9 protein-coding genes are annotated in these 23,601 nt (G+C 48.3%); 2 read left to right on the top strand and 7 right to left on the bottom strand.

The window, feature by feature from the left end:
- Positions 1 to 11 precede the first annotated feature (11 nt).
- On the bottom strand, positions 12 to 1,709 hold the full coding sequence (locus AC0THY_RS04040) for a hypothetical protein (RefSeq protein WP_489993190.1): 1,698 nt from the start codon (positions 1,707 to 1,709) through the stop codon (positions 12 to 14).
- Positions 1,710 to 2,100: 391 nt separating this feature from the next.
- Between AC0THY_RS04040 and AC0THY_RS04035 the strand changes: the two genes are divergently transcribed.
- The gene (locus AC0THY_RS04035; RefSeq protein ID WP_489993189.1) at positions 2,101 to 2,700 is read left to right on the top strand and encodes a hypothetical protein; all 600 of its coding nucleotides are present in this window, start codon (positions 2,101 to 2,103) and stop codon (positions 2,698 to 2,700) included.
- A gap of 78 nt (positions 2,701 to 2,778) precedes the next feature.
- Here AC0THY_RS04035 and AC0THY_RS04030 read toward each other — a convergent pair whose 3' ends face one another.
- From AC0THY_RS04030 to AC0THY_RS04020, 3 genes are all read right to left on the bottom strand, one after another.
- Complete coding sequence (locus AC0THY_RS04030) at positions 2,779 to 9,039, bottom strand: family 78 glycoside hydrolase catalytic domain (protein WP_489993188.1); 6,261 nt, start codon at positions 9,037 to 9,039, stop codon at positions 2,779 to 2,781.
- Positions 9,040 to 9,385: 346 nt separating this feature from the next.
- The gene (locus AC0THY_RS04025) at positions 9,386 to 12,424 is read right to left on the bottom strand and encodes an Ig-like domain-containing protein (protein ID WP_489993187.1); all 3,039 of its coding nucleotides are present in this window, start codon (positions 12,422 to 12,424) and stop codon (positions 9,386 to 9,388) included.
- A gap of 292 nt (positions 12,425 to 12,716) precedes the next feature.
- Positions 12,717 to 15,011: a C40 family peptidase gene (locus AC0THY_RS04020; RefSeq protein ID WP_489993186.1), complete on the bottom strand. Its 2,295-nt coding sequence runs from the start codon at positions 15,009 to 15,011 to the stop codon at positions 12,717 to 12,719.
- Positions 15,012 to 15,358: 347 nt separating this feature from the next.
- Here AC0THY_RS04020 and rhaD point away from each other — a divergent pair, with 347 nt between their 5' ends.
- Positions 15,359 to 16,207, top strand: a complete 849-nt coding sequence (gene rhaD, locus AC0THY_RS04015; protein WP_489993185.1) for a rhamnulose-1-phosphate aldolase — start codon at positions 15,359 to 15,361, stop codon at positions 16,205 to 16,207.
- A gap of 44 nt (positions 16,208 to 16,251) precedes the next feature.
- On the opposite strand, the gene AC0THY_RS04010 is transcribed toward rhaD, so the two are convergent.
- The 3 genes from AC0THY_RS04010 to AC0THY_RS04000 form a co-directional block, all read right to left on the bottom strand.
- The gene (locus tag AC0THY_RS04010) at positions 16,252 to 17,586 is read right to left on the bottom strand and encodes an MATE family efflux transporter (protein ID WP_489993184.1); all 1,335 of its coding nucleotides are present in this window, start codon (positions 17,584 to 17,586) and stop codon (positions 16,252 to 16,254) included.
- A gap of 1 nt (position 17,587) precedes the next feature.
- On the bottom strand, positions 17,588 to 18,022 hold the full coding sequence (locus AC0THY_RS04005; protein WP_489993183.1) for a MarR family transcriptional regulator: 435 nt from the start codon (positions 18,020 to 18,022) through the stop codon (positions 17,588 to 17,590).
- 181 nt (positions 18,023 to 18,203) lie between these two features.
- Positions 18,204 to 23,483, bottom strand: a complete 5,280-nt coding sequence (locus AC0THY_RS04000; RefSeq protein ID WP_489993182.1) for a family 78 glycoside hydrolase catalytic domain — start codon at positions 23,481 to 23,483, stop codon at positions 18,204 to 18,206.
- Positions 23,484 to 23,601 lie beyond the last annotated feature (118 nt).

Genomic DNA, 23,601 nt, shown 5'->3' with positions numbered 1-23,601 from the left:
TTTTCTTATCTTCAGATTCTTTTTCTCTTCTTTCCCCAAACGCCGCAGGCACCTGCCGCTATGGCGGCTGCCATCACTGCAAACCAGACAGCCATGTTGGTCTCATCCCCTGTCTTAGCCGCTGTATTTGTCTTTGTATTATTGTCGGACGTAGAGTTTGTATTTGAGGTGGAGTTTGTGTTTGCGTTGGTATTTGTATGAGTCTGTGACTCATCCTCGTCGTCATCTTCCCCCACAATTTTAAACGGCGCTGTCTCCTTCACGGTGTAGGTCACATCGCTGGTTCCATTCTTCAAGGTATCCACTGACATTTTAAGACTATAGATGTCACTCTTCTCGGCAGGTTCCTTTAAATCAAACCACAGGTCTATCAAGCTCCCGTTAAACTTTGTTGGAGTATTGGATTTAAAATAAAATACAACTCTGCCGTCCTTGGCATCTGTTCCGTTTTCATCCGGCTCCTTTACATTATCGGAATTCTGATCCACAAGCTCTTCCAGAGCATCGCTAGCAGATGCAGAGTTTAAAGACATCTTGTTCTTGTCAAAGGTGATGGTTACCTGGCACTCCGTGATTTCCTTTTCGCATTCAATGTCATAGGTGGCAGTTAATACAGTATCCCCCTCCAGCGTTTCATCCGGAACTAAGGTGAATGTGACATCCTTGCCAGTGGTAGCCTGATTTAATGAACTTGTATTTGACTGGGATTCCTCCTCGCTGTTGGTTTGTCCGTTGGTCTGTTTATTTGTCTGGCCATTGGTCTGTTTATTCGACTGAGGTGAGGTACCGGAGAGGGAAAGCCCGCCCGGGTTTCCCGCACCTGATATTGTACCCGGTGCTGCAATCGTGAACGGTGTGGTGGCACTCTCTGATCCGGATGACTTTCCGGTCTTGTCTGTGGAAGTCTGCTCAGCTGCTTTCTGTTCCTTTGCCTCCTGCATCTTCTTTTGGTAGTCCTTTATGCTGACTGCCACATCCAGCTTTTCCAGGGCCTTTGTCAAAGCCTCCTGATCCTTCTCATTGAGGGAGAGTACGGCATTCACCTGGGTCAGGTTCTGGAACATCAGCTCATCCTCCAGCACACACCCGTTGGTTACCACAATGGTTCTCTGCATCATCCTGGCAATCTTCTCTACCTGGGTAACCTGATCCTTTGTAAGCTCTATCCTGGGAAGTTCCTTCTGTACCGTCTCCGCAGCCTTGGCCTGCCTGCCGGCTGCAGTCTCTGCTTCTGTATGTTTTTCAGTCTGCCCGGTGATACTCTCTGTCTCCTCCGCTGCCAGTTCCCTGGAGGCATGTCCTGTCTCAGACTCAGGCAACACTTCTTCTCCAATGTCTTCGGCCTTTTTCTGGAATACAATCACTGTTGTCTCCGGAAGCTCCTTTTCCTCTATCAGAGTCTCCAGGTCTTCCTCCGTCACCTGCGCAACGGTCTTTTCCTTCCCAACTGCCGCTTTACCTGTCGTCAGTCCGCTTGTTGTCCCGTTCGTATGTACACCCGCAGTCTCCGTCTTTTTGCTTGTCAAAGTAAAAAGAAGGGCTTCCAGTCCATTATCCTGCTGTTGTTCTGCCTCTGTGTCGAGCACCACCTCTTTACCGCTCTCTGTACCAGGTGTGAGAATCACCTCCTGGGCAAACGCTGTATTGGAAAGCGTCAATGCCAACACCATTCCTATGATGCCACAAATCTTCCATTTTCTTTTCTTCATGTCTTTCTATTCCCCCGCGCCTTTCTTATCATGATTTCGTCTTTTTTCCATAGATTCTGTTGGAAAGAACAACCCGTCCATCGAGCACTTCCCCTTATAATTAATATTTATCTTCTCACGGTCTGTACAGTGCATACACAGGCCTGCTGATAATTATAGTATTTTAATTATAACGCATCGCGATTGGAACTTCTATAATAATTTCTTATTTTTACAAAAAGTTTAAAATTTGTTTTAAAACGGTATATTTGTACTATTTTTTCAAGAATACATTTGACAATTTCAGCATAACAATTTATATTATTTTTATTAGTAATAACTTTAATGTATGGATAACAAGCAAAGATTTGATTGGCTGAATGCTTTAGATAGTGCGAAAAATGAGGTGTCTATGATTTATAAGAAAAAAAGATTGTATTACATTTTAGCTGGATGTTGTATCATTATTATCCTGATATTTATTTTACGGCGTTTCCACAGTGTTTCCGAAGGGATGGATGTGCAGAACACAGATACTTTAAAGTTGGCAAGTTCACCGGATGCTTTGTGCAATGAAGTGGAGATTCGTCTCGCAAAATCCACTATTACTACAGAGACAAAAGATATTTCATTAGAAGTGGAAAATTTGAGTCAGAATAGCTTTGATATTCCGGCAAATGAAATGACCATCGATCGTTTCTTGGAGGGGAACTGGTACTTTTGGGGTAAATGTGGAAATGGCCTGGAGGGTGCGGTCGGCGCTTTAGCGAAAGAAACCGTACAGCTTGACTACAGATTAAGTGCAGATATTTTTCAAGATGCCGATTTTATTGAAACGTATGATGGTAAACAATGTTCAAAAGATGGTGACGCAATAGAAGGGATGCCAAATCTGGCAATCATACTATTTCCCGGAAAATATCGAGTAAGACTAAAAGGGTGCTTTCCGGATTTGGAAACCGGAAATAGCGATTTAGCTTGTGAAGTATTGCATGAATTTGTTGTAGAATAACAAAAGAGCTAACCTTAATTTTAAACAGGCACTCTGCAGTTTTTTATATCTGCAGAGTGCCTGTTTCAGTTACGTATTTTATTTTACTCTAACTTTTACTGCCTTGCTGTACGCGCCCAGAATTCTGGCTCCATTGCCCTTCTTATATCCTCTGATGCGAACATAATATACCTTCTTGGATTTCAGCTTGCCGATCACTGTGCTTGTGGCTTTTGCACTGTTGATCCTTTTTAACTTCACAGACTTTTTAAAGTTCTTGCTTGTGCTGTACTGTACGTAGTATCCATCCGCTGTGGTATTCTTTTTCCAGGTTACACGAATCTTCCCTTTACCTTTACGGGAAGCTTTACGAATTACCGTCCTGTTCACCTTTATCTTGGACAGACCATTTATAGCTGCACGCAGTGCCTTTGTGGTCGTGTCAACCGTGCTCTGAAGACTCTTCTCCGGCTTGGATGCCGCCAGTTCCTGAGCTGCTGTCAGCACAGTCTTCATAGCGTTTACTGATTTCTCTGTGTAACTGTCTGTGCGAACTGCTTTCGCTTTTCCGATCTCTTTATTGAGGGCAGTGAGATCCGCGTATTGTTTCTCGCTTGGAACTTCCACCTTTACAAGGCCGGACATGGCTGCAAGCAGTGCATTTTTTACGGTGGACACAGTGCTTTCCAGACTCTTCTCTGGCTTGGATGCTGCCAGTTCTCTGGCTGCCTTTAACAGGTTGTTCATGGACGCTAAGGACTCACTGGTATAGCCTTCCGGATTCACCTTTTCCGCTTTAGCAATAGCGTCATTGAGTTCTGTCAGATCCGCGTATTCAACAGGTGTCTCAGCTACAGTCAGGCCGGCTACCGCCTCTACCAGGCTCTGGATCTGAGCATCAACCTCAGCCTGTCTGCTGATGGTTGGGTTTTCCTTCAAAAGGTCCTCTGTCTTTTTGATAGCTGCCTCCAGTTCACTGAAGGAGTCATCCGTATATTTACCCTTTTCAATCTTCTGCACATTTGAAAGAATGATATTTAAGTTCCCAGTGTCAGCGGGCAGCTCCTGAAGAGTATCCAGCAGTGTTTTAAGCTCCTGTGCCTTCTGGTCAATTGCCTTTTGACTTGAGGTTCCCGGATTTCCCTCAGTAAGGGCCTTCAGCTCTGCTTTTAAGGTATCTGTCTTCGCCAGATCCTCAGGGCTGTAGAGTGTGCGGTCGATACCTTCCAAACGTTTTACGATGGCATCTGCCTCTTTTATATCAGCAGCGGCTTCCACAGTAACCTCTTTGGTAACCACTCTCTTAAAGGAGCTGATTGTAAGATCATCTATGTAGCAGGACTCAGTCATACCATTGCGCACACCAACGCTTCCGTTTGCCAGTGTATCTTCTTCTGTGATATCCACCAGGGTACCATTCAGGTAGGTTACGATTCTGCTTCCATCCAGAATAACCTCAAAATCATTGAATTCGTTTTCCCTTAAGTTGTCAGATAACTGGATTTCTCCCAGGATCAGATATCCTTCCATTCCAAGTCCCTTTTTAAACACGTGCTTCTTAAGCGTATGGTTATCTGCCCGGAACTGCCACAGATAGAAGGTATCTTTATCCTGAACCCGGAAGGTCAGGTTTCCGCAGTTGCTGTCAATCTTAAACTTGCCGGAATACACATAGTTATCCCATTTCCTGGCATCCTCACTGTCATAGAAGACTTTGCTTGATTTGCCCACAAGCACTGCCCCGTCCTGCACGCTCAAGCCGCCAAAGGTTTGGTCTCCATTGTCAAAGTTATCGGAATAGAGTTCCTCTGTCTTCTGATAGTTGTAAACAAAATCATCTGATACCTTACTCTTTCCGTCAATCTCAGCAGTCAGTGTCGCACTTCCCTCAGATTTTGCAGTCAGTACTCCCTGATCATCAATGTCAGCAACCTCCGGATTGTCAGAGGTGATTACCTGGGTGATGTCCGTATCTTTCTTGCCGTTTTCATACTGATTTACAAAGCTGACATTCACTTTATCACCTATGGTCAAGATACCTTCTGTGTCAATGTACATATCGCTGATGTCTGGAGTAATTACTTTTACTGTCTGCTGGGCTGTCAGTGTAATATCGCCAAGCTCCTGGCCGGCAACAGATACATTTTCTAGCTTCAGCGTAGCTGTAATCACTGCAGAACCCTCGCCTTTGTAAACAATTGCCCCTGTCTTTTGGTTTACTGCCGCAACTGACGCATCATCTGTTGTGTAGGAAACTACACCTGATTCCTTGGCTGCTGCAGTATTTCCTTCCACATCTGTGTATGTGAAGGATGCAGACGCCTTGCCGCCCACATAGTTTATTTCATCGCTGCCCTTAATCTCCATGGTAACCGTACCTACGCTGGGCACCTCCAAGGTATGATTTCCTGACCCCAACTCTACCGTCAGGAAACCGTCCTTTGCTTCAGCGGCTGTCAGTTTCCCGTCTGCCAGAAGAAGATTGTGCTCCTGCCCCATCGTGGGAACAGATACCGCTGCGGTTGTGTTAACCGGAATGGTTACCTTTGCCTGGATGGCGGTTCCGTTTATGCTTGTATCATAGGAGGCGAGCACGCTTCCCTTTACCGTAGGTGTCTTTACCTCTGCGGAAGCAAGATCCCCCGGCTGAATCTTAATGGTAAATGAATCAAAACCTGCATCTGTGGGCAGAATGCCGAACATCCCCTGTACAATTGCGCACCCCGGCGCAGCTCCCCATGGATGGGAGAAGGTCATGTTGGACTTATAAGTCGGTCCCCATGCTTCCGGTGTAATGGTGCAGTTTAGGTTGTCCAGCAGATTGGCATATGTCTTTACCCCATCACCCGTCTTGGGGTTGGTCAAAAGTCTCTCCGCCAAATCTCCGTTCCCCGACTGGTAAAGTCCGTTGAGAATAAAGTAAGTGACATAGACACTTCCGGTAAACTGTTCCTCGCACTTGCCATATACAAACTTAGCCATGCGGTCTGCCATATCCTGGTCTGTATAGACTCCATAGTTCAGCGCATAGGCAGTTGCATGCATGGAGGAATGCTTGGTTGGGTTCTTGTTTCCATCCAAAGAGTCGTAGAAACATCCGTTTTCCTCATCATATGCGTACTGAATCAGCGTACTCTTTAATTGATCAGCCTTTTCCATGTAAGCTGCCGCATCCTCCGTATTTCCAAGCGCTTCGCTGATCTGGGCCATCCGGTTGTAAATGCCAACATATTCGCTGTTGATTACAACATCGTAAGTGCTGCCCACATACCCGTCCCTCTCTGAGGTGGGCCAGTCAATGAGGGAAGTGCCTCCTGCCTGAGATCCCTTTACTCTGATCAGACCGGATTCATCAGCTGCCCCGTCCATTTTAACCGTCAGTTTCTTTTTCAGAGCCTCATACTGTTCGCTGATAGAATCCGTATTTCCTGTGTAAATATAGTCCCAATATGCCATCTCCACAGAGAACAGGCTGTAGTCATTGGGCCATGTGGGATTGTCAATCAGCCACTCATTAGAATGGCGGGCCAGTGAATAGTTGCCGCTCATGGCGTAACTGGTATTGGAGTTCACCAGAAGGTCTCCCTCGTAGGCTGCGCGCTCCCTTGCCTGTGAGTCTACAAACAGATCCTGGTTGGTGGCCTTAATAGTGTATTTCGACAACTCGTACAAACGGTTCATCAAAGTCGCCGCCTCTGTTTTGTCCGTAGCCTTAAAGGATGACTCATCCTCATCAAAGGTCTGCTGTATGGCCCAGCCGTTGACGCAGTCTAAATCTTCCATCATCTTTGCTTTCGTCTCATCATCCAGGCCGATCAATTCTACATAGCGGAAGTTCCTCATGGTCACGGTCTCAAAGGGATTTATTCCCTTTGCCAAGGTCCACTTGTCCTCATAAGCCCCACCCTGGAGAGCCCGCATATTGTTTCTTACACTGCCGTCGCTGTTTAACTCTTCGCCCATGCGGACTGTCACTGTCTGTGCTGACGCACTGTCAATGTTAACCTTCAGACCGCCGATGATCTCCTTACCCAGATCTACAATCAGGCTGGTTCCGTTCTCATAGATGCGTTCTGTCTCTTCTCTTGTCTCAAAGCGAAGCGCATTTTCTGAGGAGAAGGGATACAGCACAGCTCCTGTTGTCCCTGTTGTATTGTCTGCCAATGTAAATGTTTTGTGGCTGGTAGACCATTCTGTATCATCATAGTCCACATTCTGCCATCCGAAGGGATAAAATTTTGCATTGTAATTGTCGTGGAGTACCTGCACATATCCTGTTCCAATACCGCTTCCGTCATCCCCGAAAGCATTGGTTCCATCAAGGGTTTTCCACTGGTCTTTGTCCCTGCCGCTGTTGCAGATAATCTCCTTTGTACCGTCTTTATAGAAGGCGGTAGCCTGGATGAGAATACTGCGTGCGCCATCCCTTGAGTTGCCCACCGCACTGATTACATTGGCATCTGCTGCTCCCAGCAGCTCTGTCACATCATAGGAGTTATAGTATACCTGGCGGTATCCGCTGTTGTATCCAAAGCTTGATACATTGTTCAGTTCCCTGGCTGAACCGGCTCCCAGACAGGTTCCGTTCATATAGAGATCATAGATGATGCCCCTGTCCGTACCGGTTCCCCGGCAGGCTGCGCTTACGATGACTTTCTCAATCTCCTTACCCTCATCCTCAAAGTTGAGCTTGGGGCTGCGCAGGAAGGTATATCTCCCCTGATTCTTAAGCTTGCTTCCTATGGGGCTGAAAATGGAGCAGGATTTTAGATTGCCCGGAATGACCAGGACTCCGTCTTTCACACTGCTGTCGGAGAATGGATTCTCCTCGGCGAAATTGCTCTGGTACTGTACGTTCCCATTTTTATCCGTTACAGTTACATTGCTCACAATCACCTCAGAATCTGTATCCGTGCGGAAGCCTACATATCCCGCTCCGTAGCCGAAGCTGCTCACATCTCTGTTTTCATCTACCAGCACCCATTCATCCTTACCGTCTGCGGCATCCGCATCCAGCCAGGTATTGACAGCACTTCCCTCCGAAGTGATCTTGATTTTAAAAGGCTTTTGCGCATCCAGAGCTACCATGTCTGTCAGGTCAATGTCCGTAACATGCGCAGGCGGACTGCTGACATTGGCTCTTGTGTAGAATGCCATCACATTTTCTGCAGGATTCACCATGTACATATATGCCGCCTCTTTGCCTGCGGCAAAGCGGAATAAGGTGTAGACATTACCCGTGGTCTGAAGTGTCTCTTCCACCGTGTAATTGGTCCAGTCAAAGCCCACCTTCGTCAGATCCCCCCCATAGACTGCAAAGACACTGTTGCCAACCTGAAGGCTTCCGTCGCTTACACCACAGCCAGCGAACATCTTGTCGTCCTGGCCAAATGTGGATTCATAGAGCACCGTACCATCCTCAGCCGTCACCTTCATGTTGCGGATCGTTCCGGCTTCCGATCTTCCTGTACGGAAACCTATGGTCCCGTCCAGAATATTTCCCGCTTTGGAGATATCGATCGTCCCCACTTCCACATACGCATCGCTCTCCCCGGTTCTTATGCTGATATTCAGCAGAGAACCATCCGCCTGGATCTTTACGCCAAACTCCTCTCCCTCCGGAAGCGTAACCCCAGCATCGCTTAGTGAAAGCTCCTTAAATGGTGTGGAGTTCACTGTTCCACTGTCGATCTTGTGTGCCTTAATCATATTATCCTTGTCCCGGAACTGAAGCATGTATCCGGTCTTGGTGGACTGCTCTGTCCGCGCCAGAACTGCCAGAGCGTTTCCTGACGTAATCTTCATGTCAAATGTGGCCGTATAGTTGGTCCACAGGGTTTTTTCCGCATTTGCGTTCGGATCTGCCCAGATTCCTGTTGTATCCTGCCACTCAGCAGCTATATCTGTCATAAACGAATTTGGCTCAGACCAGGCACCCTCTGCGCCTGCCTTGTCCTTTGTCCTCACCCGCCAGAAGTACAATTCATTATCTTCGAAAAGATCGGCCGCATTTTCTACGGTGTCACTCAAATGTACATATGTATTTTCGTTGGACTCCACCCATCCGGTATCGATCAGCCGCTCCTTTTCCAAATCAAAATCGCCCAATCTCTTTTCCACCTGTATCTGGTAAGCTGTCTGCACCTCATTCTGATCCTGATCGTTCACCACCCAGGAAAGCGCCGGATCTTTTGTGTTGAGTCCATAAGCCTCCCTCAGCATTTCCACTTTCAGTTCCGCAGGCTGATCTGGGGGCGTATTTCCACCAGCCGCCTGAGCGGAAAAACCGGTTCCTGTCAACACACTGACCGCCGCCATCACAGCTGCCATCATCCCGGAAATGATTTTCTTCTTTCTCAAATCTTTTAACCTCCTCTTCTTTTTGCACAATGAGGACCTGTCTGTCTCTTTGTGCAAGCTGCCTTTTACCCAATTCTTAACGTTTTATGAATACTATGACATAAATTATTCACAAACGATCCACACCCAGAATATCAATCCTTATATATTTTGAATAGAGTAAGATTTTTCGATTCGGGGTAATTTTTTTGGTTTTGTAATTTATTTTTCTAAAAATTGTAATATATTGGGATTTTTAGGTTATTAAATCTAGGATAAATCAGAAGCGCAAAAAGAGTACAAAAATACCCTTACACCAATATAGTGCACGGGTATTTTTGTACTCCTTGTCAGAGACTTAGTTCGTTTATGAAATCCTGATAGTCTGTCCCTTTCCGCTGAATAGTCTGGAGTACAGTTTCTTTCTTGATGAAGGAACCTTTATCAACGCTTTGGCCCGGATACCTGACAGAGACTGTCTGCCCACGGAGGTGAGCGCTGTTCCGGTCATTGTAATCTTTCGGAGGAGATTGGAATTGCGGAATGCAAATGCGCCGATGGTCTTCACATTCTTGCCAACAGTCACCAGCTTCAGTTTCTGGTTATTCTGGAATGCCTTTGATCCAATCACCGTCACCTTGTAGGTGTAGCTTCCGATCTGTACCGCATCCGGTATCTTAGCGTGTTTGATCGTTGTTTTTAAGGGTTTGGTCAGTGTAACGGTACCGTACTTGGAATGTACCTTTGTCACCTTATATTTGTACTTGCCAACTGTGTACACCTTGCCTTTTTTAGCCTTGATCACAAAGGCGGCCTCTGTGGTGCCCGTATAGTCCCCGATTCCCGTTATGGTTATTTTGGCGGTCCCAGGTTTGTTGTTATCTGTGAAAGCCAGGGTATAATCCTTGCCCTCCACCAAAGTGACCTCTCCGTCTTTGATCACAGGCTTCTGGGTAATGGCAGCGCCGGTATCCGTCTTAGTGCTAAGACCGCTGACCGTTGTATTCTTGATATCTTTCTGGACATTGGCCCTCCACTTGGCTGTGATGGTTTGGTCCTCTGTGCTCCCTTTGCTGATCTGTGTAATACGCGTCTCACCCTGGTACCATCCCTCAAAGGTGTAGGCCTCACGGGTTGGGTCCTTCAGCTCCACAGTATCCTCTATGGTATATTCCGCCGGATTGGGATTCTGGGCGCCCTCAAGCCCCTCGTAGATAATCTTGTAAGCGATAGGGGTGTACTGGGCGGTTACGGTCATATCCTTTGTGACCTTCTCAATGGACTCGCTCCATCCGGCAAACTGATAACCCTTTCTCTCTGGAGCTGCCGGTGCCTGGGCCGCGGTACCGTCGGGAACCCTAACCACGTCCCCGATGCGGATGCCGTCTGCATCCAGGAAGGTAACCTCGCGGGCAATCAGTTTAGCAACAGGCTCCTGCTCTGTGTAAGTACAGTTCTTACATTTACGCTCAATGAGGCCTTCCTCATCCATGGTAGGGTCTTTCACAATGGTCCACTGCCCCAGCTCATGCTCCGTCATGTCAATCGTCTTTGTCTTTATGGTCTTATTGCATAGCTCGCACACAAAGTGTATGCTTCCCTCTTCCGTACATGACGGCTCTTTTACAGTAACCTCCTTAACATTGCCGTGTTCACAGACTTCTTTTGCCAGTCCGTTTACGGCTGCCTTGAGGGCATCCAGTGCTGTATTTACGCTCTCCTGGCTCTCCTGTGTCTCCAGTGCGCTCTTGGCGCCTTCCAGTGCGCTGCTCAATGCATCAGCTGTTTCCTTGGTAAAGCCCGCTGTGTCAATCTCATCTGCAAGCTGTACCGCCTGGTTAAGTTCTGTAGTTTGTATCCCCGCTGTCTGATCCTGGGGAAGCACCGTAACCGTTGCCTGGAGCGCTTGTGCTCCCTCATCTTCCAGTATTTCCTGGGTATCCAGCACCCCTGTAAAAATATAGTCACCTGCTGCTGTCCCATCATAGGTTTCAGGAGCTGTCCAGATCACAGGTACATAGCCTATTCTTCCGTTTGTATAGTGGACCAGAATACTTTTCGCCAGAGCCTCTTTGGCCTGGGCATCTGTTGTTCCGTAATTCACCTGCACACTTGCGGGAGCTTCTGCCGTGTCTATCTCAGCTGCGCTGCTCACATTGATCCTGATACCTGCTTTCAACCCCTGGGTATTGAGGCACAGGTCCTGCACATCCACAATGCCATAGAGCTCATAGGTTCCCTCTGTCTGGGAATCATAGACACCATTCCAGGCAACTGGCAGTTCCAGTGTATCTTGGGACTCCAGCTTTACAGCCACTGTCTCTGGAAGGGCAAGATCCTCGTAGGAGGTGCCCACATCCACTGTCCTATCCGAAATTACCTCCACCTGCACAATTTCCTGCAGATCCGGTTTCTCAACAGTCACCTCCCGGTCTACCTTCAGGCCAAAATTCTCTCCTACAGAGATCTCGTTTAAGTAGAATGATTCCTGCAGGCCATTTCTCACACCCACAGATCCGGCTGCGGCAAGATCAGGGCTTGCGTCGCACACATCCACACGGACTCCGTTCAGATAGGTAAAGATCTTGTTCCCCACAAAAGCAATGGCAAAAGAGTTTTCCTCGCCGGGTCCCTTCAGATTGGTCAGGGCTGTCTCAGTACCATACTGGGCAGCCACTCCGTTTATATTTGTGTGGCGTTTCAGAACATTGGTGTCTGAGCGAAACTGCCAGAAATAGAAGTTGGAATCATCCGAGGCTGCAAACGCAATATTCGCCGCATTCTCTTCAATCGCAAATCTTCCGCTCACCACATATCCGTTCAATCCCTTAAATTCATCTATATGGCTTGTATTGATCACCCGGCTCTCCTTGACCGCCTTTACTCTTCCCTCCTCAATGGTAAGTCCCTCCAAAAGAGGGTTCTCCGAAGTATCAAAGGAATCGCTAAACACAAGATCCCCCCTCAGCCTGGAGCTGTCAAAGTCGACTGCCAGTTGATCCAGCCCCGCGGATGTGGAGGCCTCCAGAATCGCTGTCTGTTCTTTCACAAGCCCTTTTATCTGGTTTCCTTCCACCTCTATGGCAGTACCGCCTTTTACAGAGTACACTACATCACTCAGTTCTACGGACTGACCGTTTTTCTGAGTGGCAACCAGGGAGGCTGTGACGCTCTCGCCTTCCTTCAGCACATCCCCCTCTGAGTCAAATACGATCTTTGCATCTGTGATTTCTTTCTCTGTGTCAACGTTATTTTCCGTTCCGGCTAAATCATCTGTCACTACCGTTACATTGGATACCTGCTGTTCTGTCCCCTCTGCCAGCGCCGGCAGGCCCGTCCCTGTAAATACACTGGACATCACCATCACGCCAGCCAATATTCCTGAGATCCATCTTTTTCTTCTCAAATTTTACCCTCCTTAATTCTGTGTTTTAAGCACATTTGCTTTTCCTACAGCAGTGCCGCATACTCCCAAATGCGGCAACTGCTATACTATAGTTTCCGCTTACAGATTATACCAGTAAAAAACGATGAAAATATGAGGATGTTCATAAGGGTCTGTATTGGTCCCGGCAGTCAAAGAGACTCCTGTCATTGTGACAGGAGCCTCACTCTTACCTTTTTACATGCTGCCTCTCCATACCGAATTCCCGCCATAGAATAGCAGCTCCTTTATTTCTTCTATCTCTGTCTGTTTCTTACTCATCCGCTAAATACACATCTGAATGCTGTACGCCAAATACCACTGCATCCTGATGATTGTTCATGAAAACATCTACATGACCGTAAGGCGTTCCCCTGTCCTCAACCGTATAGACCATATCGCCGATGATCAGCTTTGTCCCAAAGGGAACACCTGCCATGGCAACTGTACGCCCCTCTACCGGCATAAGGCCGCTGGCCGTAGGTCCGCCTGACCATACACCGCAGCAGATCGGACATGCGCAGTAGGCCGTAAGCTTAAAGTTGCCCAAGTACTTCCCATAGGTGTAACCCTCTGTGGTAGTATACTCGTTGTTATAGTACTGTCCCCCCGTTCCGTTGGCGCGGATCTTCTCCAGAACATCTGTATCCTCGTCGGAGATAAGTCTCACTGCCCAAACCGCGTTGGTGTAGTTCACTGTTCCATATACAATACCTGTGGCGCTGCTCTGGGCTTCCACAGTCTGATTCCCGCCCATGCTCATAACCACGTGGTAGATATAACCATTCCTCGCATAGAAAATTAAGTCTCCGGGCTGGGCGCTCTCCACAGGGATCTTCATCCCCACCTGTGCCTGATCCTCCGCCACACGCGGAAGGGAGTAGCCGAACTTTGCATAAATGCTCTGTACAAATCCCGAGCAGTCCGCTCCGTTGGTCAAGCTGGTGCCGCCCCATACGTATGGGTTGCCCACAAACTGTCCGGCAAAATCGATCATTGAAGAGCGGATCAAACCGGAAACAGATGCCTCCTGGATAGAAGTAAGCGTGTAATAGCAGGCCCGGTTCTCCTCCGGCGCAATGATTTCTTTGGCCAGGGCCAATTTCTCCTCCCCGTCCCTTTTCACCTGTTTCTTAGCCCTGTTCCCTCTGACGAGCGCAGTTTTTTTCACAAATCCCCGCACATCACCGGACTCCACAAAGACCCATCCGTTCCCTGCATCCTCCAGGATATAGCAAAGTCCATCCTCTGCCAGGGTACCAACTGTCCTGGGCTTGCGTGCCTTCTTTTTCTTTTTATCCTTGCTTTCCTTATTGTCCTTATCGTCCTTTAAGTTGTCCTGATCTGAGGCCTCTTCCTCCTTTGGCGGTTTCTCGCTGCTCTCACTTTCAGATTCGGATTCGCTTTCTGCCGAACCTTCCTCCTGGGCCTGTCCGTCCAGCACGACCTCCCTGGCCGGATTCTCGGTCTCATCTGTAATCACCTGTTCTTTGACTTCAGATTCCTGGTTCTCCTCACCGTTTTTCACCTCAGACTCCACCTGGCTTTTGGACTCTGTTTCCTGATCCGCTTCAAGTTCTGTCTCTGTTTCCTCCAGCTCTTTATCGGTCTCGCTCTCATCTTCCCCGGATACTTCCAGTTCCTTCAGATCCTTCTTACCGTCATCCTCTTTTTCATCTGTGTCTTTGCGGCTCTTCTCGGTCTCCTCAGGTATATCGTCCAGAATATTCAGGTCATCTCTTGCAATGCCATAATTCTTTTCCACTACGGTTTCATAGGCTGTAGTCTTCGTATAAGTCAGAGCCGGATTCTTCATTCTCTCCACCAGCGGGAAAGCTGTGATCATTTTGCTCTCACCTATTTTCTTAACATACTCCTTTGCCTCTGTTCCGAAAATTAAGTCTTTTTTCTGTACGAAGCCACGAACAGACCCTGACTCAGCAAAATACCATCCATTTTCTTTCTCAGAGAGAAGATAGATAATTCCTTTTCTTCCAATGCTTCCAACCCTGTCCGCTTTACTGTCCGCTTCCTTGTAGAAGCGCACTCCAGCTCTCCTGGAAATCGCATACTTGGCCTCCACAGTCATAAAACGAAATGTTTCCTCCACTGTAGGGGGATCTACGATTACCTGTGATTCCAACAGCTGTTCGTTGGTAGTAGGCTTTGTCCCCTCAGTTTCCTCTGTCTCCTCTGTCTCTTCTTCAGAGAGAACCTGCTCAACCACCTCCCCTGTATGGTCATTTCCCACCAGCAACTCGCCGGTATCTGAAAGGATTTCTTCAACAATATTTTTGTTCTTATCTTTCTTCTTATCCTTATCGGAAGTCCCTGTGGAGGGCTCCGTGACAGGCTCTGTTATTGGCTCTGTAACAGGCTCCGTGGCCGAAGTCTGAGGTTCTGTCTGTTTGGTCTCTGTCTGCCGCTCGGTCTCATGCTTTTCTGAGGCTGTTGTCTCTGTCTCCGTTGCCGCCGTTTCTTTTTGCGGTGCTGCCTGGACAGATGCGGACGAGATCAGGGACAGGACGATTGCCGCCGCCATTATTTTATTTAACTTCCCCAATTTCATATGTATCGCGCTGCTCCTTTTAGGTAAACAAGTCTTCAAGTTCTTATAAATATTCCAGTTTACTATACATAATATCAAAAATCAGCGCATTTGTACATGGTAATATTGTTTTTTTAAGGGGGAAATTTTACTGTAAATAGATTTCAGCAGGGTTATATTTCCCTTATAGACAAATGGTATAGAAAAAATTAAAGCCTTCTCTTTTATTTGTCAACTATTTTACTTGCATTTTTCTAAATTTGAGTTATAATGAAATCAACATAAAACAAATATATTCAACACAATCAAACATTATTATTGTCAACACTAAACACAAATCAAGTTTTTATACAGGGAAGGGGATTTTTATGAGGATTTTAGATTCTAAGTTTATGAAGGGTTTTATTAAGATGGCGGATGACGGATACCAGCAAGGCTGGCATGAGAGAAACGGCGGCAACCTCTCCTACCGTTTAAAACCAGCGGAAGTGGAGGACATCCGGCCAAGGCTGAATACCTCCGAGGATTGGCTGCCTATCGGTGCCAAGGTGCCGGGGCTTGGCGGAGAGTTCTTTCTGGTGACAGGAAGCGGTAAATATTTCCGAAACATCATCGTAGATCCCGAGGCCTGCCTGGCTATTATCGAACTGGACAAAGCCGGTGAGAACTACCGCATCCGCTGGGGTCTTGTGGAGGGCGGGCGTCCCACCAGCGAGCTGCCCACCCACCTGATGAACCATGAGGTGAAAAAGCGCACCAGCGGCGGAACGCACAGAGTCATCTACCACGCACATACCACCAATACCATTGCACTGACCTTTGTTCTTCCTTTAAATGACGAAGTGTTTACCAGGGAACTTTGGGAAATGGCTACAGAGTGTCCGGTTGTCTTTCCGGAGGGTGTTGGCGTCATCGGCTGGATGGTGCCTGGCGGAAGGGATATCGCAGTAGCCACCAGCAGGATGATGGAGACCTACAATGCAGCAATCTGGGCACACCATGGAATGTTCTGTTCCGGTGAGGATTTTGACCTGACCTTTGGCCTCATGCACACCATCGAAAAATCTGCCGAAATTCTGATCAAGGTGCTCTCCATGAGTCCCCTTAAGACCCAGACCATCACACCGGACAACTTCCGGAGCCTGGCGGTTGGCTTCCATATCAGTTTGCCCGAAAAGTTCTTGTATGAAAAGACCAGCAATAAAGTAATTTCATAAATATCTTAAGGAGCGCTGCTATTTCCAGCGCTCTCTTTTGTGCATTATTTTTCTCTGTGCAGAAACCTCACCAAAAAACAAACTGCCACAATCGCCGCCAGTCCTCCGCTGACCGCAGGCGTAACCCACACACCGTCCATACCCAGGACAGGGGTAAGAACAGCAAGAGCCAAAACCGGGAAAACCAGCGCCCGTCCCATAGATATGCCAAGGGATATCCCAGGTTTGTTTACCGCTGTAAAAAAGGCGCCAAGCCCCACCCCGATCCAGCTTGTCAGATAGGTGAAGGAAAAGAGCTTGATTGCACGCAGACTCATCTCCAGCAAAGCCGGATCATTCTCCTGGATAAATAGGGAAATAATCAGATCCCCACCCATGCGCATTCCTGCTAAGGTCACCGCAGAGATCACAGCTCCGGCTATCAGAACCCTTTTCTCTAAGACAAACATTCGGCGGCGCAGCCTGGCTCCATAGCAATAGCTGATGGCTGGCTGCATGGAGTCTGTCATCCCATACAACAGGGATGTGACGATACTGTCCACATACAGAACAATTGAGAATGCCGCCACGGCCATAGAGCCCGACAGATAGAGCAGGATGCTGTTCATAATGATCATCAAAATGGAACCCGCCACATTGGAAAAAAACTCGGAAGAACCATTGTAGAGGATGTTTCCGATCATTCTGTACTGGATTTTTCCCCGTATAAACTGCAGTGGCAGCCTTTTCCTCAAAAACGGCCAGTATCCCAGCACCGTTCCCAGTGTCAGGCTCAGGCAGGATGCCAGCGCCGCCGCACCCACACTCAGGTGCAGTACACCTAAAAAAACAAAGTCCAGTATAATGTTTAGAAGGGCTGTAATAATATTTAGCATCATGCTGTAGCGTGTACATCCGCATATCCTCAAATAGTTATCAACCGCAAAAAACACCATGATAAACGGTGCAAAGGCTGCGAACACCTTGGTATATTCCACCGCCAGAGCCGTGACCTCAGTGTCTGCTCCCATGAGATTCAGAAGCGGTTCCGCTCCAAAATATCCCGCCAGCCCGATAATACATGCCATTGCCACAATCAAAAGTGAGCACACGGTAAAGATACGGCTGGCCTCCTGATTTCTCTTCTCTCCCAGACGAATGGCAATCTGTACGGCGGAACCCACAGCAATCATGTCCGCAAAGGCGAAACTGATGGTGATAACCGGCATGACAAGATTGATGGCAGCCAGTGCGGCTGATCCCACAAAGCGCCCCACAAAAATACCGTCCGCAATGGTGTACAGAGAGCTCACTGCCATACTGACCATACTGGGAATGGCACAGCGCATAAAAAGACGGTTAGGGGACATGGTTTCAAATATCTGATTCTGTTGTGTCATATCAAATTTCCTTTTTATACTCTTCGGTAAACATCATTAGCACCGAGCAAAAAATTCTGATCTCCTGGGCACTGAATTTTTGCTCTACAGCTTGGACTGCCCGTTCGAAAGGACTGTCATAGCTCTTCAGATGGTCGGCAACCACATCGGTTACGCTCAAATAAACCACCCGCCGGTCTGTCTCGCTGCGTGTTTTCCTGACCAGATTCATTTTCACCAGCTCATTGACCTTTAAGGTGGCTGCTGAATTGGAGATATGCAGTGTTTTGGCTAAACTGCTCACTGTACATCCCTTATCGTTCTGCTGATAAGAAATCACATCCAGGTACATGATGCTGTTGTAGGACAACTCTCCGCCTCCGGTCCTGCCAAGCTGGCGGAGGTCACAGACGGTTGTATCATAATAGTATTGATTTAAGATGTCTCTTATATTCATGTCAGCCTCCATATAGTTAAGCATATTTATATAAATCAGCTTAACTATATCACTGCTTTCTTTTCTTGTCAATCACGTAAGAAGAATTCTCACCTAAATAGAGATGAGAGCGGAAGGTGCCGCGTAGAACCCCCGCTCTCATCTTTATTTTCTTTTTACTTCAATTTCAAGCTTCGTTTCACTATCTGACTGTCACTTTTACCCTGTATTTCTTCCCATTCGCTGTCCGAATGGTAATGACTGCCTTCCCCTTCTTTTTCGCCTGTATTTTACCTTTGCCGCTCACGGCTGCCACAGACTTTTTCGAAGACTTGTAAGTGATTTTGTCCAGGGCAGTGACCGGCTTTCTGGTCACCTCCAGCTGATAGCTGCCTCCCTTTTTGAGGGTCAGTTTCTTAACATTTGCCTTTATGCTTGTGGTCTTCACCGGCTTCTTTGTCACCGTCAGTCTCATGACCGCTTTTGCACCTTTTTTGGTGTAAACCGTGATCTTTGTAGTACCCGTCTTTCTGGCACGGATCTTACCTTTATTATCCACAGCCGCCACTGATTTTTTGGAACTTGTCCACTTTTCTATGCGGTCTCCTGCCTGAAGCCCGGATGCTTTGACGGCCTTTGTGGACTTTTTCACCTGCAGCTTTGCAGATTTCGCATTTAGCTTCACTGTGGGCCTGACAACCTTGATGTTACAGGAGCCTTTCACCTGGCTTCCATCAGCCGCAGCAGCGATAATCGTTACGCTTCCTGCTTTTTTACCGGTCACAACGCCTCTGGCATCCACCGACGCAACGGAAGCATCCGAGCTTGTCCAAACCACCTGCTTATTGGCCGCATCTGCCGGGAGTACGGCCGCCTGTACGACTGCAGTATCGTTTACAAAAATTCTGTTGTCACTGGCTTTGACTGTAATGGAGGATACTTTTACTTCTTCCGGAGGGATCACTGCAGTTCCACCGGTTACGGTTACTTTCGCAGTTCCTGCCCTGCTGGTATCCATCACGGATACTGCTGTCACTGTCAATTCCTTAGCTGTCTCATCTTCCCCTACTGTCAGAAGCCCTTCCTGGGTAATACCTGTGTCTTTGCTTTCCGCTCCCTTTACACTCCAGGTTACTGTCTGAGATGGGCTGTTTTCTCCGGTTACCTCCGCTTCAAACTGCTGTGTTTTTCCCTTCTCCACCATTGCTTCTAAGGGGCTTACCTTAACGTCACTAACCGTGGGCTGCGGCTCATCGCCTCCTGTATAGCCTTCTGAATAAGCTGCCGAAAGTCTGCCGTCCTTTACGGTAAAGTCATATCCTCCGGATGCCAGTGAAAACTCAGCTGTGCGTAATCCGTTATGCTCTGTCATTCCCTTGTATTCTACACCTGTCATATTCTTAAACTTGCTCACTGCACTTTCTTCCACGGGAAGGTAGAGAGTGGCTGTGGTATTTGCCGGCACAATGGTATGATAGGATGCAAGCGTTCCATCCTGGCTTCTCCAGGAGGACTCAACCTTGCCATAGTAGGATTCGTAGGAGGCGTCCACAGAGTTGATCCGCTGTTCCTCATTATACTTCTCTCCCTTATCCAGAGTGGGCTGAAGCACTGTATTCTTAAATCCAGGGGCATTTTCGTCTGACGCAATACCAGCCATATAGCGGTACATCCACTCAACCACAGAGCCGTAAGCGTAGTGGTTGAAGGAATTCATCTCACTGTCCCCAAAGCCCACGCCCGGTGTGTAGGAATTCCAGCGCTCCCAGATGGTGGTGGCCCCCGCTTTTACCTCAAACAGCCAGGAGGGCTGACTGTCCTGAAGCAGCAGATCATAGGACACATCGGAGTTTCCGATATCCGACAGCACAGGTGTAATTACATTCGACCCTAAAAATCCTGTTGCTAATGTGTTTTTGCCGTACTGGCTACGGACACTTCCCGCATCCGGGTTTTCGTTACGAATGTTCTTGACCAGAAGGTCTGCCGCTGCCTTCCGCATGGCCTCACTGTCATAGAAGCCCAGCTTCAGCATCCACAGAAGAGAGGTCTGGGAATTGTTCTCCCAAACTCCGCCTTTTCCGGCGCTGTACATAAACTGGAAGTCCTTATTTCCCTCACCCGACTTTATGGTCAGGCTGCCATTTGTAAAGGTAACATGGGTTTTTAAGAATTTTTCTTTGATTGCCTTAAATTTCTGTCCGTAGACTGCCTCTTTCTCCTGATCACCCACTATCTTTGCCATTTTTCCCATCAGCTGGGCCATATACCCATAATAATAGTCATAGATCACTTCCACGCTGGTTCCCTGGAAGGAGAGCCAGTCCCCAAAGTTCCTTGCATTATTTGGAATCGGCGCCTGATCTGCACCACGCTCGTTGTTCTGGAGATAATCCATATAATGAACCATCACGTCCCAGTTTTTCTCCAGAATCCCCTTGTCCCCTGTCTGCAGATAAAGCGTCCAGGGATCAATCACCAGGACATCGCTCCATCCGGCAGCCCAGTTGCTGAAAAAGCCTCCCAGATCATCTGCAACAGCAGGTGCATATCCCTTGATCCAGGCATTTTCACTAAAGATTTCCTGCAGTCCGTTTAGAAATGGAACGGAGTCAAAGTTGTACACTGCCGTCTGGGCAAATGCCTGTGTGTCCCCTGTCCAGAGCAGACGCTCATTTCTCTGGGGGCAGTCTGTGGAGGTGGTAAAATAATTGCTCAGCTGCCCGTAAAGGGTGTTGGAAAACAGCTTATTTACATTTTCATTGTTTGTCTCAATGTATCCTGTCTGGTCACTCACAGAGGACAGCGCCCTGGACCTCAGGGAATAAATCGTCACATCATCGGTTGCTGTGATGCCCACATACTGATAGCCGAAGAAGGAGGTTGCTGTCTGATAGTGCTCCTTCTCCCTCCCCGCAAAGGTATACCTCACTGCGGAGCGGGCAGAGCGCAGGCTCTTTTGGTACAGGGAACCTTTCGGGCCGTCCGCCTGGGTTGCCCCGTTTCCGGCTGAACTGCCGTCATTTAACATCTCCGCAAACTGCATAGTCAGTACAGTGCCTTCCTTACCGGAAAACTCTGCCTCAGGAATCGCTGTCATATTCTGGCCCAGATTTAAAATCATTGTCTGGCCCTTCTTCAGAGTGATTCCATTCTCTCCAAAAATGTTATCCCCCTGCACTTTCTCAAACTTTCCGGAGTATAAGGGGTCCTCTGAATTTTCATTCGCAATATATCGGTCTACCGCAATCTCGCCGCCTGCATAGGAAGACTCTTCTGCCTGTCCTGTATACAGAACAGCAGAAACCGGAGTCTTTGAATACTTATCCAAAATCCTTCCCGGCATCCCCTCCTGCGCACGGATCTCCCCTGCAAAGGAGGCAGTCGACAACCGCTGCGCACCGAACATGGAGGTGTTCTTTACCTGCCCGGTATCTACATCTGTGAGTACGTCTGTCCAGGTCTCCCCACCATCCTCAGAAGTCTGTACACTGAAAACCTTTGGATAATTGGAGCAAATTCCGGATACAATGGAATCCTGCTTGGTGCGGGGATATATTTTCATGGAAGAGATCTCCACAGCCTTGTCAAACTTAAAATCAATTGTAATAGGTGTATCCAGCTTAAAGGAGCCAAGACCGCTGCGGTCCAGCACCTGAGATGTATAGCCAGCATCCGAAACGGTCCCCAGATCCCCATCGGTGAGACGGGCCACATTCCACTGGTCGGCGGGCTCCCAGTGATTGGACGCTGTGGGCACCAGGCCCGCAGCCAAGTTGTTCCCGGCTGCATCCAGAAGCTCCAGCTCCATGATCTGCAGAAGTGTCTCGCTGTCCTGCCCTGCGGGTCCGATCTCAGAGACACGGATTCTCAGATCCTTTGCAGTGACCGGTGTGTTAAATCCTGTATGGATAGCCGTCTCTGCATCTGCGGGGTAGGCAATGGTGTTGGGCAGGCTTTGAACCGTATACCAGCTCTCCCCTTCTGTCTGGGAGGGCGCCGATCCGGGGATATCCACATCCGTCCAGTCTGTGCCATTCTCCGATACCTGAAGACAGTACGTCTTGGGATAATTGACACACTCCTTGCCAGAGATAGGCTCCTTGCCCAGCCTGGGGTACATTTTCAGAGTCTGAAAGGAAACCGCTTCCTCAAAATCCAGGGTAATGGAGAGGGGAGTCTGAAGCTTTAGCGCGCTCTGACCGCTTCCAAGCATGTCTGAGGTGTAACCCCTGTCAGAGTCCATTCCCGTATCCCCATCCACCAGATTGCCCGGGTTCCACTGCGTATTGTTTACCGCCTTGTCAGAGGCGTCTGCAGAGCCATTTACCGCCACATTTTTCCCGTTCTCATCCAAGAGCTCCAGTTCCATGATCTGCAGACGGTTTTCCTTGTCCTCCTTTACGGCAGGCCCTGTCTCTTTTACCAGCAGTCTCACATGTTTGGCACTCTGCACAGCAAAGTTGCTCTCAATGACTGGTATCTGAACTTTTTCTTCCCCGTCCGCCCACTGGCTGTCATCGTAGCCGGCCTGGGTAAAGTCCCCCAGCGCCTCAGCCATCTGGGCATTGTAGTCCTCACCGTAGTAAACACCGTTTCCGGTAATTGGGCCGTCCAGGGTTCCCTTCCAGTCAGCCGTATTGGTTTTGATCGTCTGAACCTCACCGTCCTCATAGGTGATTTTCATCATAGCCTTCACCGCCGGCTGGGAGGCAGTGGAGCCCATTCCGTTGTACCAGCCTGTCCCCGCCAGTATGGATACAGCGGCGCTTCCCTGATCCTTCAGGTAAGGAGTCACATCGTAGGTCTGATATCCCAGGCTCACCTGTCCGTTTCCATATCCAGGGTTCATGTGATGGTATTCCGTCTCATCCCCGTTTTTTACGACTACCTGGTTTCCGTTTACGTAAGCCTGATAGACTCCCATAGCAGTGATATAGAGCCTGGCAGATGCCACCTCACTGCCCTCTAAAAGCTCCTGCTCTGTGCGGAAGATGGGAGCCCTGGCACTCCGGTTCATGCGGATGAATTCGGTCTCTGCCCAGTCCTTCTGGTTTGTCACTCCCGTCTCGAAAACGGCAGACTCAGACTCTGTCTTCTTTCCGTCTCCATTCCACACAGATACCTTCCATGTATAAACGGTTCCTTCCTCCAGGGCATCTCCCCCATAGGCAATCCCAACGGAAGCTCTGCTCTCTACCCTCCCGCTGTCCCAAACCTGAGACCCGCCCTTGCTGACACGTATCTGATAGGCTGTCTGTTCTGACCCAATTACATTGCTCTGCATCTTCCATCCAAAATGGATAGAATCCGGGTCAATTCCCATGGGGTTTGTCACGTACTCTGTGGTCAGATCTGTGATCTGAGTCCTGGCCTGTGCATAGTTCCCGGTGGTATTTGCGGCATACACAGGGATTGATCCAAAGGCCAGACATCCTGCCATGACAGCGGCAGCCAGCCTCTTTCCATTCAACTTTTTCATCTCTATCCGCTCCTTTTTTCTATATATATTTTTATTATCTCAGCAGACTTTCCCGATTCCAAGAGGATTATTTTTGATTTCCGGGTAAATTTATTCATTCTTGTTGTCTGATTTTTAG

It is taken from the genome of Ruminococcus sp. 8Y-12 (genome assembly GCF_058119865.1).
Note: the sequence above shows the minus strand (reverse complement) of the source record. Positions and strands in the feature narration are given on the sequence as shown.

What these genes read in the sequence shown, in the direction of transcription:
- AC0THY_RS04040 (WP_489993190.1), bottom strand. Translation starts at nt 1,709, where the DNA reads ATGAAGAAAAGAAAATGGAAGATTTGTGGCATCATAGGAATGGTGTTG.
- AC0THY_RS04035 (WP_489993189.1), top strand. Translation starts at nt 2,101, where the DNA reads ATGATTTATAAGAAAAAAAGATTGTATTACATTTTAGCTGGATGTTGT.
- AC0THY_RS04020 (WP_489993186.1), bottom strand. Translation starts at nt 15,011, where the DNA reads ATGAAATTGGGGAAGTTAAATAAAATAATGGCGGCGGCAATCGTCCTG.
- rhaD (WP_489993185.1), top strand. Translation starts at nt 15,359, where the DNA reads ATGAGGATTTTAGATTCTAAGTTTATGAAGGGTTTTATTAAGATGGCG.
- AC0THY_RS04010 (WP_489993184.1), bottom strand. Translation starts at nt 17,586, where the DNA reads ATGACACAACAGAATCAGATATTTGAAACCATGTCCCCTAACCGTCTT.
- AC0THY_RS04005 (WP_489993183.1), bottom strand. Translation starts at nt 18,022, where the DNA reads ATGAATATAAGAGACATCTTAAATCAATACTATTATGATACAACCGTC.
- AC0THY_RS04000 (WP_489993182.1), bottom strand. Translation starts at nt 23,483, where the DNA reads ATGAAAAAGTTGAATGGAAAGAGGCTGGCTGCCGCTGTCATGGCAGGA.